This window comes from Pseudomonas sp. TH49, assembly GCF_016650625.1.
GTDB classification, from domain to species: Bacteria; Pseudomonadota; Gammaproteobacteria; order Pseudomonadales; family Pseudomonadaceae; genus Aquipseudomonas; species Aquipseudomonas fluorescens_H.
The window spans coordinates 1,356,227-1,372,500 of the sequence record NZ_JAEKFL010000002.1 but is presented as its reverse complement, the minus strand read 5'-3'; the positions used below and the strand labels follow the sequence as shown (position 1 = coordinate 1,372,500).

At 60.0% G+C, this 16,274-nt stretch carries 12 protein-coding genes, 2 rRNA genes and 1 pseudogene (1 of these 15 cut by a window edge); 7 read left to right on the top strand and 8 right to left on the bottom strand.

The annotated features are described in order from the left end of the window. Together JFU48_RS23635 and rrf are read left to right on the top strand one after the other, a co-directional pair. A 23S ribosomal RNA gene (locus JFU48_RS23635) occupies positions 1-547 on the top strand (it extends 2,345 nt beyond the left edge of the window). A gap of 154 nt (positions 548-701) precedes the next feature. Continuing rightward, positions 702-817, top strand: a 5S ribosomal RNA gene (gene rrf, locus JFU48_RS23630). A 75-nt stretch (positions 818-892) separates the two neighbouring features. Here rrf and JFU48_RS23625 read toward each other — a convergent pair. The 3 genes and pseudogenes from JFU48_RS23625 to JFU48_RS23615 form a co-directional block, all read right to left on the bottom strand. Next, positions 893-1,827 (bottom strand): annotated as a pseudogene (locus JFU48_RS23625) (alpha/beta hydrolase fold domain-containing protein). A gap of 96 nt (positions 1,828-1,923) precedes the next feature. Then, positions 1,924-3,159, bottom strand: coding sequence for an MFS transporter (locus tag JFU48_RS23620; RefSeq protein WP_201137849.1), 1,236 nt, complete (start codon positions 3,157-3,159; stop codon positions 1,924-1,926). Positions 3,160-3,211: 52 nt separating this feature from the next. Further along, positions 3,212-4,153, bottom strand: coding sequence for a DMT family transporter (locus tag JFU48_RS23615; protein ID WP_003224333.1), 942 nt, complete (start codon positions 4,151-4,153; stop codon positions 3,212-3,214). Positions 4,154-4,252: 99 nt separating this feature from the next. Between JFU48_RS23615 and JFU48_RS23610 the strand changes: the two genes are divergently transcribed. Beyond that, on the top strand, positions 4,253-5,119 hold the full coding sequence (locus tag JFU48_RS23610; protein WP_045122412.1) for a LysR substrate-binding domain-containing protein: 867 nt from the start codon (positions 4,253-4,255) through the stop codon (positions 5,117-5,119). A gap of 48 nt (positions 5,120-5,167) precedes the next feature. On the opposite strand, the gene proP is transcribed toward JFU48_RS23610, so the two are convergent. Continuing rightward, positions 5,168-6,670 (bottom strand): glycine betaine/L-proline transporter ProP, encoded by a 1,503-nt coding sequence (gene proP, locus JFU48_RS23605; protein ID WP_003224336.1) that lies wholly within the window; start codon positions 6,668-6,670, stop codon positions 5,168-5,170. 238 nt (positions 6,671-6,908) lie between these two features. On the opposite strand from proP, the gene JFU48_RS23600 reads away from it, so the two are divergent. Continuing rightward, a complete protein-coding gene (locus JFU48_RS23600; protein ID WP_103520573.1) occupies positions 6,909-9,113 on the top strand; it encodes an OsmC domain/YcaO domain-containing protein in 2,205 nt (734 codons plus the stop codon). A 171-nt stretch (positions 9,114-9,284) separates the two neighbouring features. Continuing rightward, positions 9,285-9,725, top strand: coding sequence for a hypothetical protein (locus tag JFU48_RS23595; RefSeq protein ID WP_201137848.1), 441 nt, complete (start codon positions 9,285-9,287; stop codon positions 9,723-9,725). Positions 9,726-9,733: 8 nt separating this feature from the next. Here JFU48_RS23595 and JFU48_RS23590 read toward each other — a convergent pair whose 3' ends face one another. Both JFU48_RS23590 and JFU48_RS23585 read right to left on the bottom strand, forming a co-directional pair. Then, positions 9,734-10,570: an SDR family oxidoreductase gene (locus JFU48_RS23590; protein WP_201137847.1), complete on the bottom strand. Its 837-nt coding sequence runs from the start codon at positions 10,568-10,570 to the stop codon at positions 9,734-9,736. A gap of 105 nt (positions 10,571-10,675) precedes the next feature. Further along, on the bottom strand, positions 10,676-10,957 hold the full coding sequence (locus JFU48_RS23585) for a hypothetical protein (protein ID WP_201137846.1): 282 nt from the start codon (positions 10,955-10,957) through the stop codon (positions 10,676-10,678). 89 nt (positions 10,958-11,046) lie between these two features. Here JFU48_RS23585 and JFU48_RS23580 point away from each other — a divergent pair, with 89 nt between their 5' ends. Further along, complete coding sequence (locus tag JFU48_RS23580) at positions 11,047-11,535, top strand: AAA family ATPase (RefSeq protein ID WP_201137845.1); 489 nt, start codon at positions 11,047-11,049, stop codon at positions 11,533-11,535. 275 nt (positions 11,536-11,810) lie between these two features. Here the strand turns inward: JFU48_RS23580 and JFU48_RS23575 are convergent, their stop codons facing one another. After that, positions 11,811-12,287: a hypothetical protein gene (locus JFU48_RS23575; protein WP_201137844.1), complete on the bottom strand. Its 477-nt coding sequence runs from the start codon at positions 12,285-12,287 to the stop codon at positions 11,811-11,813. 321 nt (positions 12,288-12,608) lie between these two features. Between JFU48_RS23575 and JFU48_RS23570 the strand changes: the two genes are divergently transcribed. Next, positions 12,609-14,528: a tyrosine-protein phosphatase gene (locus JFU48_RS23570; protein ID WP_201137843.1), complete on the top strand. Its 1,920-nt coding sequence runs from the start codon at positions 12,609-12,611 to the stop codon at positions 14,526-14,528. A 133-nt stretch (positions 14,529-14,661) separates the two neighbouring features. Here JFU48_RS23570 and JFU48_RS23565 read toward each other — a convergent pair whose 3' ends face one another. After that, positions 14,662-16,185, bottom strand: a complete 1,524-nt coding sequence (locus tag JFU48_RS23565) for an EAL domain-containing protein (RefSeq protein ID WP_242486701.1) — start codon at positions 16,183-16,185, stop codon at positions 14,662-14,664. Positions 16,186-16,274: the final 89 nt, after the last annotated feature.

Here is a 16,274-nt window from a genome sequence, read left to right as displayed (position 1 = left end):
ACACGTCGAGCAGGTACGAAAGTAGGTCTTAGTGATCCGGTGGTTCTGTATGGAAGGGCCATCGCTCAACGGATAAAAGGTACTCCGGGGATAACAGGCTGATACCGCCCAAGAGTTCATATCGACGGCGGTGTTTGGCACCTCGATGTCGGCTCATCACATCCTGGGGCTGAAGCCGGTCCCAAGGGTATGGCTGTTCGCCATTTAAAGTGGTACGCGAGCTGGGTTTAGAACGTCGTGAGACAGTTCGGTCCCTATCTGCCGTGGACGTTTGAGATTTGAGAGGGGCTGCTCCTAGTACGAGAGGACCGGAGTGGACGAACCTCTGGTGTTCCGGTTGTCACGCCAGTGGCATTGCCGGGTAGCTATGTTCGGGAAAGATAACCGCTGAAAGCATCTAAGCGGGAAACTTGCCTCAAGATGAGATCTCACTGGAACCTTGAGTTCCCTGAAGGGCCGTCGAAGACTACGACGTTGATAGGTTGGGTGTGTAAGCGCTGTGAGGCGTTGAGCTAACCAATACTAATTGCCCGTGAGGCTTGACCATATAACACCCAAGCAATTTGACTACTCGAGAGAGCATCAGATTGCGGTGTGTGAAGACGCAATGAACCGAAAGTTCGCGATGCTCACAAACACCTGTATCACATACCCGATTTGCTGAAGCGAGGCCAACAGGTCACGAGTCAGTACCCGAATTTCTTGACGACCATAGAGCGTTGGAACCACCTGATCCCATCCCGAACTCAGAAGTGAAACGATGCATCGCCGATGGTAGTGTGGGGTTTCCCCATGTGAGAGTAGGTCATCGTCAAGATTAAATTCCGAAACCCCAATTGCGAAAGCAGTTGGGGTTTTGTTTTGCCCGCAGGAAAGTGGTTTGATCGCCAATTCAGGTACTAACTGATTGTTTTGCCTCGATCTGGCGTGAAAGCCACGCCCGACTGTAGGTAAGAACACGTCTGGCCATGTCAGTCGGGAAATGGATAAAGCCTTGGGCGGAAGAGGGCAGCAGATGTACTTCAACCGGCGCAGAATGCTGCCAGCGCTCAGCCAGTTCGAGCGTGTCGTCGCGTAGCGGATCCAGTTCACCGGTGAACATCAGTGCCGGCGGCAACCCGCTGAAGTCGCCGTACAGCGGGGAAAGCGGTGCCTGTCGGCGTTGCTCATCGCTCAATCCCGGTGTCAGCAAGCGCAGCGCCTGGGCCATGCCCGGGCCGTCGAGCACCAAAGTTTCAGCAGTCGCTGCGTGCACGCTCGGAGTACCCGCGAGGTCGTAGACACCGTAAAAAAGCAGCGCACCGCGGACCCGCTGCAGCAAACCGGGTGATGATTTGAGCGCCAACAGCGTTGCGGCGGCCAGGTGCGCGCCCGCCGATTCGCCGACAACGATCACCGGCAGGCCGGCGAACTCTGTGCAGACGTCGCTCAGCAGCCAGCGAGCGGCGCAGAGGTAGTCCTTCATCAGCCCCTCAACCGGCGTATCGACCGCCACCGATAGTCGACCGAGACCACGGCGACATTGCAGTCCTTGACCATGGCGATGTTGAGGTCGTCGTTCATCTGTGCATTGCCAATCACCCAGCCGCCACCGTGGTAATCGAGCACCACGCCTTGAGCGTTTCCTTGCGGGCGGATGATTCGGACGGGCACTGAAGCACCTTGCGAATAAACCACTGTGTTTTGCGCTTGAAGGTCATGCTTGACCGGCTTGTCCGCGCTGACAATCTGACTGGCACGCAGCAGCCCTTGGACCAGACGTGGCGTCAGTCGATTGCGGATGCGAAACCGTGGCAGCCAGGCGAGCTTGCGGTTAAAGCGTTGCATCTGCGCCAGATCACTGTCGCTGAACTCAAGCGTGTTATTGGCCAAATTCCTTCCTCGAGTCAGGGGTTGTTGCGCAGGATCGAAAAATTGCGCCTCTCAAACCGTGGCGATAACTGCGTCGCGTCGGTCTGCCAATGTCTCCGGCACTGCCAGCCACAACAGCATAAACGCCAGCCCGGCAATCAGCGCCAGGGTCAGAAACGCCGCGTTGTATCCGGCCTCTTGTAACACAATCCCCGCGACACTACTGCTCAATGCCGCGCCCAGGCCAAACACGGTCGAAAGGGCGCCGAGGCTTATGTTGAAGTGTCCGGTGCCCAGGGTCAGGTCTTTCACTACTACCGGGAACAGCGCGCCGAAGATTCCCGCGCCGATGCCGTCGAGCATCTGTACCGCCACCAGCCAGTAAGGATCCGCGGACAAGGTATAGAGCACCCCGCGCAACGGCAGAATCAGGAAGCCTGCGAGCAGCAGCGGCTTGCGTCCCCACACATCGGCCTTGGCCCCGACCAGCAACGCGACCGGCACCATGACCAGTTGCGCGGCGACGATGCACGCCGAAGTCAGTGGCGTCGCCATCTGCAGATTGACCTGCGCCAGTTTCTGGCTCACCAGTGGCAGCATCGCCGCGTTCGCCAGGTGGAAGAGGGCACAACAGATGGCGAACATCAGCAACGCCTTGTTGGTCAGCAGCACCGCCAATCCCGAAGGCGCCTTGGCGTGTGTAGCGTCACTGGGGTCAAGGCCTCGCGCGAGATCATGGTTGATCGCGTTGGCATCGACGAAGCTCACGGCGATCACACTGCATAGCGCCATGACCGCCATCAAATAAAACACCGCCACCGGCCCGAACAGGTAGGAAAAACCACCGGCCAGCAGCGCCGCGCAGGCGTTGCCGGCATGGTTGAAGGTTTCGTTGCGTCCGGTGCGTCGGGTGAAGGCTCGTGGGCCGGTGATGCCGAGGGTGATCGCCGAAATGGCCGGGGCGAACACCGACGCTGCCGCGGCGCTCAGCGCTTGGGTGATCGCCACCAGGCTGAAGGAGGTAACGAACGGCAACACCACGCAACTGCCGGTTACCAGCAGCGCGGCAACTGCGATCACTGCCCGCTTACTACGGGTGTTGTCGACCAGGGCGCCGGCGGGTGTCTGGGTGACAAGGGCGGCGATGCCGGCCAGGGTCATCACCAGCCCGATGCTGGCCGGCTCCCAGTGGTGAACCGCCAACAGATAAATCGCCAGATACGGCCCGAGTCCGTCGCGCACATCGGCGAGGAAGAAGTTCAGGCTGTCCAGCGAGAGGTTGTTGCGACGATCGTTATGAGTGACCACGCTGGCATCTTCAATAAACGAGGTTTGGCGAAATGCCTCAACCTCCGCTAAGTCAGTGACTAGTCGCCCGCGGATTTAGTTTCGTGCAGGGTGCAGGCGCCAGGCTCGAATCGCTCGACGTTCTCCCGAGCAATGGCAACCCGAAAAGGGTCAAGCCAATACCGAACAGGGCGCTGACACTCAGCGGATCGTCGAACTGCAGCCACGCCCACAGCAGCGTCACGGGTGGCGTCAGAAACAGTGCGCAACTGATGCGTTGCATGCTGAAACGCTGCAGGCAAAGCCAGTAAAACCCATAGCCGCCGAAGGTCGAGAAAATCACCAGCCACAGCACGCCACTGGCGAAATCCGTACTGATGGGCGGGCGCAATTCACCCTCGACACCGGCCAGCAACGCAAACAGCGGCACCACGGCACACACCTGAATGAACAGCGCTGTAGTGACCGGCATTGCCACGCCGGCGCGGGCTTTTTCAAACAAGGTGGCCGCCGCCAGCGACAGCACCGCCAGCAATGGCAAGCTGTAGACCCACAGCGTCGCACTGGCCCATTCGACACTCGCGGCGCTGGCCAGCAGCATGCCGATCACACACAACGCCAAACCCAGCCATTGCCAGCCGCGCGTGCGCTGACCCGGGACGCTGCCCGCCAACAATACAATGGTCAGCGGCAACAGATTGGCAAACAGTGACGCGGTGCCCGGCGTGACGCCAAGTTGAATCGAGGCAGCAATCGGTCCGATGTAGCCACCAATAGCAAACAGCCCCAGCAGTGCCTGATGCATCACATCCTTGCCGCGCAAACCGCGCAAACCAGCCCAGGCGAAGGGCAGCAACAGCAACGCCGCCAGCATAAATCGCCACAACGAGGCCAGGTACACGCTGCCCTGATCGGCGATGTAGCGATAACCGATGAATCCGGAACTCCAGCTGACCACCATCGCCATCAGCAAGCAAAAATTCAGCAGTGAAAATCGAATCGGCATGACGTTCATCGAATGGCACCTGACAGAGGGCTGAGTTCGATGATATGAATCAACCGCTGATGCATTCAAACGATACGATTCGCACCACTGATGCAGGAATTCTCAAGCATGGCCGAAGCCCTTGATATCGAACTGTTGCGCACCTTTCAGGCGATCGTGCGCTTCGGGCAATTTCTCGCCGCCGCGACTTTCCTCAACAAGAGTCCGTCGGCGGTCAGCCTGCATGTGCGGCGTCTGGAAGCGCTGGCGGGCGGGCGATTGCTGGAGCGCGATAACCAGACTGTCAATCTCACGCCGCTGGGTCGACGCTTTGCCCTGCAGAGCGCCGAACTGTTGCGCCATCACGATCAATTACTGGCCAGTTTCAGCACACCGCTGGCAAGCGGGCGGGTCCGCCTGGGGATTTCCGAGGAGTACGCCGGCGCGGTGCTCGGTTGTACGTTGCCGCACCTGTCGGCAGATTTTCCGCACATCGAGCTGGAAGTCGAAACCGGTGCCAGCGGCCGTCTGAGTACGCGCCTGGAGCGTGGGCAACTGGATCTGGCGTTGCTGGTGGTCGTCGCCAATGCGCCGCCATCGACGCGTTGTGCAAGGATGCTGGGCCTGACCCAGCCAGTGTGGGTCGCCGCGCACAACTACACGCAGGATCTCACCCGGCCGGTACCGCTGGCGTTGCACGGCAAGGGTTGTCCTTATCGCAGCGTTGCCGTGGATGCATTGAGCGAGCAGGGTCGGCGGTGGCGCGCAGTGATTGTCAGCGCCGGTGCGAGCGCGCTGGAAACAGCCATCGAGGCCGGACTGGCGGTGGGCATTGTTGATCGTGCGCAAGTGCGACCCGGCATGCGGGTGCTGAGCAGTGAGGAGGGTCTTCCCGAGTTGCCGCTGCACGAGTTGCGCCTGATGCGGGCACGGGGTGAATTGAGTGAGGCGGGGGAGGTTTTGGTGCGTTTGATCGGTGACGGCTTTGTGTTGTGAGGTGTTGATCGACGGCAGTCCTGGGCAGGGCCGCCGTCAGTCATCGCATCAGTTTATCCGTGGATGCTGCTGCACCAACTCCTTGCGCTTGGCTTCCAGCTCAGCGATTTCGGCGTCGATGTCCTCGATTTTCTGCTCGATGTTGTCGTGGTGTTCCTTGAGCAGTTCCTTGGCTTCTTCAAGGTCCGACGCGGCCGGTGCGGCACCGCGCAGCGGTTTGTTGGCGGTTTCCTTCATGGTCACGCCGGTGATCAGGCCGACCACGGCAATCACCATCAGGTAGTAGGCAGGCATATACAGATTGTTGGTGCTTTCCACCAGCCAGGCCACGGCGGTCGGCGTCAGGCCGGCAATCAGTACCGAGACGTTGAACGCGGCGGCCAGAGCACTGTAGCGGATGTGCGTGGGGAACATTGCCGGCAGGGTCGAGGCCATGACGCCGATGAAGAAGTTCAGCAACACCGCGAGGATCAGCAAGCCGGAAAAGATCAGGCCGATCTTGCCGCTGTTGATCAGCATGAACGCCGGAATCGCCAGCAGGAACAGGCCGATGCTGCCGACCACAATGAAGGGTTTGCGGCCGATCTTGTCGCTGATAAAACCAATCGCCGGCTGCACGAATAGCATGCCGACCATGATCGCGATGATGATCAACACGCCACGGTTTTCGCTGTAGTGCAGGTTGTGCGACAGATAGCTCGGCATGTAGGTCAGCAGCATGTAATAGGTGACGTTGGTCACCGCCACCACACCGATACAGGTCATCAGGCTGCGCCAGTGTTTGGTCGCAACTTCCTTGAACGAAACTTTCGGACCGCCCGCCAGACCTTCGCGATCACCTTCCTCGAGTTTCTCGACATGCTGTTGAAACGCCGGTGTCTCTTCCAGAGCATGACGCAGATAAAGGCCGATCATGCCCAGTGGCAGCGCAAGGAAGAACGGCAGGCGCCAGCCCCATTCAAGGAATTTCTCTTCGCCGATGATCGTCGAAATCAGCACCACCACACCGGCGCCGAGGACGAAACCGGCAATCGAGCCGAAGTCCAGCCAACTGCCGAGGAAGCCGCGTTTACGGTCGGGCGCGTATTCGGCGACGAAGATCGACGCGCCGGTGTATTCGCCGCCGACCGAGAAACCCTGGGCCATTTTCGCCAGTAACAACAAGATCGGCGCCCAGATGCCAATCGATTCATAGGACGGAATCAGGCCGATGGCGAAGGTGCTCAGCGACATGATCACAATGGTCGCGGCGAGGACTTTCTGGCGTCCGTACTTGTCGCCCAGGGCGCCGAAGAACAAACCACCCAATGGACGGATCAGAAACGGCACCGAGAAGGTTGCCAGGGCAGCAATCATTTGCACGCCAGGATCGGCGCCGGGGAAGAAGATCTTGCCCAGCGCGTAGGCGACGAAGCCGTACACGCCGAAGTCAAACCATTCCATGGCGTTGCCCAGTGCGGCGGCGGTGATCGCCTTGCGCATCTTGGCGTCGTCGACAATGGTGATGTCTTTCAATCCGATGGGATTGACGGTGTTTTTCCTTGATTTCATGCGGGTCACTCATAGCTGATCGGATTCGATGCCATTGTTTTGCTGGCATAGGCTCTTTCCGTCAGATACAAGAAGACACGAAAAAATTCACTGCTCAGGGCATTTTTGTCGCTCGCCTGTGCCGATGCCCGGCGCAACGCGGCCGCCCACACGGCGGCGATTACGCAAAAGCACAAGACGTCAGGCTGAAAACCCGGATAATGGCCGCCAATTCGTTTCTGCTCTCTGGTAAACCCGCATGGAAATCAAGGTCAACTTTCTCGACAACCTTCGACTTGAAGCCAAGTTCGACGACTTCACGGTGATCGCTGATCAGCCCATTCGCTACAAGGGCGATGGCTCGGCACCGGGGCCGTTCGACTACTTCCTGGCGTCGTCGGCCTTGTGCGCGGCTTACTTCGTGAAGCTGTACTGCGAAACCCGCAACATCCCGACCGACAATATTCGCCTGTCGCAAAACAACATCGTCGACCCGGAAAACCGCTACAACCAGATCTTCAAGATCCAGGTCGAACTGCCGGCGGACATTTCCGAGAAGGATCGTCTGGGCATCCTGCGTTCGATTGATCGCTGCACGGTGAAGAAGGTTGTGCAGACCGGCCCCGAGTTCGTGATCGAAGAAGTCGAGAACCTCGACGCCGATGCGCAAGCGCTGCTGATGCCGCACTCGACCTCTGAAGCGGGTACCTACATCGCCGGTAAAGATCTGCCACTGGAGCAGACCATCGCCAACATGTCGGGGATTCTCGCCAATCTGGGGATGAAGATCGAAATCGCCTCGTGGCGCAACATCGTGCCCAACGTCTGGTCGCTGCACATCCGCGATGCGCATTCGCCGATGTGTTTCACCAACGGCAAGGGCGCGACCAAAGAGGGCGCACTGGCCTCGGCACTGGGCGAGTTCATCGAGCGCCTGAATTGCAACTTCTTCTACAACGACCAGTTCTGGGGCGAGGACATCGCCACCGCCGAGTTCGTGCATTACCCGAACGAACGCTGGTTCAAGCCCGGCCCGAAAGACGAGCTGCCGGCGGAGATTCTCGACCAATACTGCCTCGACATTTACAATCGCGACGGCGAGCTCAAGGGCTCGCACCTGTTCGACACCAACTCCGGCAACACCCAACGCGGTATCTGCTCACTGCCGTTCGTGCGCCAGTCGGATGGTGAAGTGGTGTACTTCCCGTCCAACCTGATCGAAAACCTGTTCCTGAGCAACGGCATGAGCGCTGGCAACACCTTGGCTGAAGCACAGGTGCAATGTCTGTCGGAGATCTTCGAGCGCGCGGTCAAACGCGAAATTCTCGAAGGCGAGATGGCTTTGCCCGACGTGCCGCAGGAAGTGCTGGAGAAGTACCCAAGCATTCTCGCCGGGATCAAGGGGCTGGAAGAGCAGGGCTTCCCGGTGCTGGTCAAGGACGCGTCGCTGGGCGGTGAATTCCCGGTGATGTGCGTGACCCTGATGAACCCGCGCACCGGCGGCGTGTTCGCCTCGTTCGGCGCGCATCCAAGCCTGGAAGTGGCGCTGGAACGCAGCCTGACCGAATTGCTGCAAGGCCGCAGTTTCGAAGGCTTGAACGACTTGCCGCAGCCGACTTTCTCCGGCCAGGCAGTGACCGAACCGAACAACTTCGTCGAACACTTCATCGATTCCAGCGGTGTGGTGTCGTGGCGCTTCTTCAGCGCCAAGTCTGACTTCGAATTCGTCGAATGGGACTTCTCAGGTCAAGGCGAAAACTCCAACGCCGAAGAAGCCGCAACCCTGTTCGGCATCCTTGAAGACATGGGCAAAGAAGCCTACATGGCGGTCTACGATGACCTCGGCGCCAATGCCTGCCGGATCCTGGTGCCGGACTATTCGGAAATCTATCCGGTGGACGACCTGATCTGGGACAACACCAACAAGGCCCTGCAATTCCGCGCCGACATCCTCAACCTGCACAGTCTGAGCAAGGTCGGCCTGCGCAACCTCGCTCAAGGCCTGGAAAACAGCGAGCTGGATGATTACACCGACATCACCACGCTGATCGGCATCGAGTTCGACGACAACACGCCGTGGGGCAAGTTGACCATTCTGGAACTGCGCCTGCTGATCTACCTCGCTCTGCAGAAATTCGAGCAGGCCAAGGATCTGGTCGAAGCCTTCCTGCAGTACAACGACAACACCGTCGAGCGCGGCTTGTTCTATCAGGCGGTGAACGTGTGTCTGGAAATGGAGCTGGACGAAGACCTGGAACTGGCCGACTACGAGGCCAACTTCCGCCGCATGTTCGGCGACGAGCGCATGGACGCGGCGATTGGTTCGGTCAACGGCAGTGTGCGTTTCTACGGCCTGACGCCGACCAGCATGAAGCTCGAAGGGCTGGATCGTCACCTGCGTCTGATCGACAGCTATAAGAAGCTGCACGCGGCGCGGGCTAATGCGGCGGCGTTGAATCGCTGATAGCACACGATCACTTTTGCTGAGTAAACCTGTAGTGAGGGGATTTATCCCCGATGGCGCGCGAAGCGGGCCCGGCTTCTTCAACCGATCAAGAAGCGGCCTGCTGCGCAGTCCATCGGGGATAAATCCCCTCGCCACGGGTGAGTGTTCTGGGGACATGGAGATACAAGGATGGAAGAGAGGGTCGTGAAGTCGAAGCTGGTCAACTTTCTGGTGGCTGACGTCGAGGTGGATTACGAAGGTGTCGGCGATTTCTACGATGTTGCCGGCAGTGGCAATGTCAGCGCGTTGGCCGGTGTGCTGGAGGGGGTCAAAGAGGTGTACGGCGGGCTGTGGGTCGGCGGCAAAATGACCCTGACCAATACCGCTGTGTACCTGAATGCCAACGCCATGAACCGCATGGTTCAGGACGGCACACTGGACATCAGAGTGCCGCTGGGGATGATCCGCAAGGTCACGCTTGAAGGTGGCTTCATCACCAAAATCGTCTGCCTGGATACGGATGCTGGCAGCATTCTGTTCCGTTGTTATGGGGCGAAGGACATCGTTGCACTGATCGAAAAGTCGATCCAGCCACGGGTTTCGACGGCGGTGCTCAAGCGCGGTGTTTAGCCGTTGGTCTATTGCGGCGCCAGATCGCCGTACCAATACGCCGCCGTCACACCCCCATCCATCAAGAAATCGCTACCTGTAATAAACGTGCCTTCCGGCCCCATCAACAACGCACCGACCGCGCCGACTTCATCCGGCGTGCCACCGCGTCCGGCGGCGCTGAGGTCTATCATGCGCTGGTAGCCTGGACCACGCGGGCCGCTCAGTTCGTCCCGCGCCAGCGGGGTGAAGATGATGCCCGGGCTGATGGTGTTGACCCGCGCCCCGCGCTTGCCCCAGCGTACGGCCTCGGCCATCACCCGCAAGGAATTGCCGCGTTTGGAGATCTGGTAGGCGTGCAACGGATCACTGATCTGATCGGCCTGCAGCATCGGTAACGCCAACAGTTCTTCCACCGGCGTGGTGGCCAGTGCCTTGTTCTGCTCGACACTCAAAGCCGGCAGGCGATGGCCAGACTGCGAGGCGATCACCACCGCCGAGCCGCCGTTGGCGATTACGTTGCCGAATTCCTCCAGCACCAGCGCCGTGCCATACAGATCCACCCGAAGAATGGTTGCTACTGGCGCCTGCGATGGGGAAACACCAGCGGCATGGATCACGCCGCTGATTTCGCCGATGGCAGTGGCGGTCTGCACCAGTGCCTGCACCGATTCGCGAGAGGCGATGTCGACGACCGTCGCGGTGACCTCAAACCCTGCATCGAACAGGACTTTGGCCGCCGCGTCGGCGTTCTCCTGCTTCAGATCGGCCAGCACCACATGCTTGCCGGCACTGACCCGGCGGGCGATGGCCTGGCCAATAGAGCCGGGGCCGATGACGACGATCACTTGCGCAGGATTTTTCATGGTGGGCAGCTCTTTTCAGGTGATGCGTCACCTTATAGGGCGGCTCATTGCTCAACAATACGGGTTTGATTGCTAGGGCTCATAAGCAGAACTCATCAATTGCCCTCAGCGTTTGCACTGCGCCTGCACAACCTGGCAGGTGTTCGGCGTACCTCCGGAGCGGCTCGCATAACGCATGCAGTTATTCAGTGATTTCTTCCGCGCCATGCTCAAGGTATCGCCCCAGGCCAGACCCCCTTCGCCGGAAGTGGGTACGGCTTTGGCGTAGCAGTTCGAACCGTTGGTGGCGTAGCGCTTGCTTGAACATCCCGCGGTCAGCGTCAGGGTGGTGGCGAGCAGGGTGAGCAGCAGCCATGAGGTGCATCGGCGTACGTTTGTTGCAGTCATCACGGTTCCCCCGCTGGGTCAGGCGCATTGATTGCCTGTCTGTCAGGCGTTGGGCATTATCCAGCAATCGACATAAGGAAGCGTCCCCAATGCGTGCACCCACCCTACACCTGATGTGCGGCAAGATCGCCTCGGGCAAATCCACACTGGCCCAATCATTGGCTGAGCAGCACGGCGCGCTTGTGCTCAGTGAAGATCAGTGGCTGTCGCGGCTGTATCCGGAGCAGATCAAATCCGTGGCGGATTACGTTCGATGTGCGCGGCAGATTCGCGGGGTGCTGGGGCCGTTGGTGATCGATGTGCTGACAGCCGGGGTTAATGTGGTGCTGGATTTTCCGGCCAATACCGTGGCGGACCGGCAGTGGCTGCGAGGGCTGGCGGAAACTGCAAAAGTGCCGCATTGCCTGCACTATCTCGCGGTGGATGACGATACTTGCCGCGCCCGGCTGCATGCGCGCAATGCGCTGGCCGAACATGAGTTTGCCGCTTCGGATGCGGAGTTTGATTTGATCTCCAGCTACTTTCAGGTGCCGGAAGTGGGCGAGGAGCTGGAGATTGTCATGCACCGAAATCGCTAGCAGGCCAGTTCCCACAATGATCTCTACCGCCTGATCCACGGAGAGACTCGTGGTGTCGAGCCGAAGGATCGGCTGCGTCCAGGCTTCATATTCGTGATTCACAACAGAAGACCAGCTCGGGGGAGTCAGCCCCGTTGTGTCTGATTGCCGATGCTCAACCCGGCGACGATGCTCAAGTCGGTCTGAGCAAATCACTTCGATGTTGCGCAACGGCGCTCCCGAGCGGGACGCGATGTCGGCCCACGTCGCGTGCAGAAGTGGATGAAGAACTCGACTTACAAAGCCCACATCCGGACCAGTGCAAATTTCAGATCCACACTGACGCATGTCTGGCCATCCACCCATTCATCTTCGCGAAGGCGCCGTCCGGTATTGGTTTCGCGCTCGCCTTTGGCGATGACCAGGACGAACAGGCGGGTCGGACACTCGAAAGAGCGCAACCGGTCAACATCGGCCCGCACCGACCAATCGCCTTCCAGGCACTTGGCCTGCGAGACATCGCCCAGACATTTGATTTCGGCGACCATCCTTGCCGCGCCGTTGTCGTCCAATGAGTACAGGTCCGCCTTGCGTCGGTCGCCTATCGGCAGATCCGTCCAGATCTCGACCTCATCTTCGAACCAGGCTTGCAGACTGATCTGAGCCTGAATCCAATGCTCGCGGCAACTGTTGAGTTGCAGCACTTGCTCAAGATTCTTTTCCATCTCGCGAAAGGCGCGCTCGAACAAACCGAGCCATTGAGTGGTGTCCATTTCACATTTCCTGTGTCAGTCCATTTGGGGAGAGGGATTATGGACAGAATCTCCTTCAAGCGAAAACTCCACATTCATCACCGAACCCTGTAGGAGTGAGCCTGCTCGCGATAGCGGTATATCTCTGACATTTACGTTGTCTGACCCACCGCTATCGCGAGCAGGCTCACTCCTACAGTGACTCTCCGGCAGATACGGACAAAAAACGCAGCCCACGGCCCAATCGCGCAGGCATTTGCGTGCGCAGTCGTTCTGTCATATTCAGTATCAGTTGATTGCAGATAGTAGCCAGCCCAACGCTAACTCCAATGAGGCTGCACTGTGTTCCAACGTCTTGTGTGTTCGCTGTCCGTTCTGAGCCTGTCCATCGCCGCTGCCCACGCTGCCGAGCCCGTCGCGCTCGACACGCCGCGCCTGAAAAGCATCGACAACTTCCGTGACGTCGCTGGCCTCACCACCGCGTATACCACGGCCCATGACGGCACGATGCGTGGCGGTGTGTTCTACCGTTCCAACGCGATCACGCCGTCGGCGGCGGATCTGGCGACGCTCAACAGCCTGGGCATCAAAGCCGTCTACGACCTGCGCACGCCGAGCGAAATCGCTGGCACCCCGGACACGATTCTGACCGGCGCGACCTACCAGAACATCGACATCATCGGCAGCACCACCTCGGGTGCGAACATCACCACCGTGTCGTTCAAAAGCGCCGCCGACGCCATCGCCATGATGGAACAGACCAACCGTGCCTTCGTCAGCGATGCGGGGATGCGCGGCCAGTTCGGCAAGCTGTTCAACGAACTGGCCACCACCGACGGCGCGCAGCTGTTCCACTGCACCGCCGGCAAGGACCGCACCGGCTGGACCGCCGCCGTGTTGCAGAGCATCGCCGGGGTCGATAACGCGACCATCATGGCCAACTATCTGGCGACCAATGACTACACCGCCGCCCGCGTCGCCGCGACTCTTAAAGCAATGCCGCCAAGCATGGCCTCGGTCTACGCGCCGTTGCTCGGCGTGCAGGCTAGCTATCTGCAGGCCGGGCTCGATGAAGTCACCGCCGAATACGGCAGCATGGACAACTACCTCAAACAAGGCCTCGGCCTGTCGCAGGCAACTATCTACGTGCTGCGCGGCAAACTGGTTGAGTACAACAGTCTGCCGGGTCAGGCCGGGTTGATCGGCAACGCCGCTGCCGGTGCCGAATTGTTGCGCGAGTTGCAGAACACCAGCCTGTCCGGCACCTACAGCGCCTACAACTACTACCTGCAATCGGCGATCGACGCCGGCACCCTCGGCGGTGTTGAATCCCAGGTCGGCGGTCAGGTTCACGCTGACGCCGCCAGCTACCTGCTGCGGCAGAACGCGCTGATCGAACAAGCTGCGGCGCCTTACGCCAGCGGCTTCGATCTGAAAGTCGGCCAATACCGGTTGTGGACCACCGCGCTGGCCGGGTACCTCGGCACCGACGGCTCGTCCCACGCCGAGAGCAGCAACGAACACAGCCAAGGCCTGATGGTCGGCATCACCCAGCGCTTCTCCGAACAACTCAGCGCGCGCGGCGGATTCGGCTACAGCAAAGGCACCGTCGGCGGCGCGGGTGGCGAGGCCGATACCGACTTCACCTTCTTCAACCTCGGCGCGCGCTACGGCTTCACCAGCCTGGAACGCGGCTTGTTCGTCGACGCCAACGCCAGCGCCGGCTACGTCGATTACGACAGCAAACGCGAACTGGGCGGCGGCCTCGGCACCGCCAAGGGCGACACCCACGGCAACCTCACCGGCGCGACGCTGGCGCTGGGTTACCGCGCACCGGTCAACGGCATGATCCTCGAACCAAGCCTCGGCCTGCGCGTCAGCCACCTCGACCTCAAAGGCTTCAAAGAGAAGGGCAGCGAACTGTCCCTCGACGTCGACGACAACACCGCCACCCGCCGCAGCGCCGTCGCCAACCTCAACGTGGCGTTCGCCTCGGTCGCGATGGGTGCCTGGCAACTGGTGCCGGGCGTGCAAGTTGGCTACGAACGCACCCTGGGCAACAACGACGTCAACAACCAAGGCCACCTGCTGGGCCTCGACATCGAACAGCGCGCCGCCTTCGACAACCGCGACCAGTTCAGCGGCGGCGTCAACCTGATGGCCAGCCTCGGCGCCGTCAGCGTCGGCGCGGAAGTCGGTGCCAGCGGCGGTGGTGACAGCCACGGTTTCAGTGGCAGCCTGAAGGCCAGTTACGCGTTCTAAAGAAGGGGAGGACTAACAGGTCAAGGATGACCTCAATCCTCAAGGCACCCCAAAAACAGAAGGTGCCCCCCGAACCTGTGGCGAGGAAGCTTGCTCCCGCTGGGCCGCGAAGCGGCCCTGAAAACAAGCCTTGTCAAACACACCCAACCAGCTCACCGACCTGACCATTCAGTTCCGCAGCCCTCCCACAACGCTCCCCAACAAATCCCACAAACTCCCCTGCAGGCATCGGCTTCGCAAACAACCACCCCTGCCCGAAATCCACGCCACGACTGCGCAAATAATCCAGCTGCGCTTCCGTCTCAATCCCTTCAGCCACCAGCTTCAAGCGCAAACTCTTGGCCATGTCGATGATGTGCGCGGTCACCGAACTCGCCTCCGGATCACGCCCGATAGTGTCGACAAACGACTTATCGATTTTCAACACATCCAGCGGCAGCTGCTGCAAATGCTGCAGGCTGGAAAACCCGGTGCCGAAATCATCGATGGCCGCCAGATGCCCCAACTCGCGTGCCTGATTCACTGTCTGCCGCGCCGATTCGATCTGCACAAAACCGCGCTCCGTGGCCTCCAGCCAGATCTGGCTCGGCCACACATCAGCCTTGCTCATGGCCGACTTGAGCCGTGGCAGAAAGCGCCCGCTGCTGATATCCGCCGCCGCCAGATTGATCGCCACATGCAGGCTGCGTTCTTTCACCAGCAGCGGCCCGAGATCCTGCATGACGTGATCGATCACCTGATCAGTGATCGGCAGAATCAGCCCACTCTGCTCAGCCAGCGGAATGAACAGATCGGGCCGTACCAGACTGCCGTCCGGATGCCGCCAGCGCACCAGCGCTTCGGCCCCGACACAAGCGCCATCGCTCAAATCAATGATCGGCTGATAGTGCACGATGAACTCACGATTACGCACCGCCAGTTCCAGCTCGGCCAGTGGCGACAACCGCTTGCGCGTACGCCGCACAATCACCAGCGCAAGCATCCCGGCAATCAACCCGCCGATCGGCAGCAACAGCATCTCCCGGCGCACCAGACCCAGCAGCAACTCATGACGCGACACCGCCGCAATCGCCACCCAGTCACCGCTGTGCACCAACGTATACAGATAACCGTCCTCCAGCGCCGAAGCGGGGCCCAGATGCACCCGATTCATGAAGCGCTCCGCCCCCGGCCGCGACACGCCGACCAGTTGCCCGGCAGCGGTGCCGACCATCAAATGCACATCGTCCTCAACCAACACCTGCAAAAACTGCTCAGGGTCGACCAGCACATTGAACGCCGCATACTGCAGCGCCATCATCGGCTTGGCTGGCACAATCCGCGCCTGCACACCGAGCGACACGCGCACCCCGTCAGCGGTGACAAAATCTTCCTTCCACGGCGTCACCCGATGGCCCACCGGCCCCCACGAACCGCAGGCGTAAACCTCTTCCTCGACATAGCCGATCGACTTCACCGCAAACGTGTTGATGGTCAGCAGACGCATCTCGTCGATGCTCTCCGGCGTACACGGCGCAAGGCTCGACGCGGCGACGCTCTTCAGCACCCCGGCGGCTTCTTGGAAAGTATTGTTGGCGCGGCTGGACGCCACGCTGGCCAGCGATTCGAGACGTTGCTGCGCCGCTGCCAGGTTCAACACCCAGGCGACGTAACCCATCAAAAGTACTGGAAGCAAGACACACGGAAGGCCCAGGAGAATGCTCCCCCAGACAATGCGTTTTTTGTTCATTTGACGCCACCTTGGCC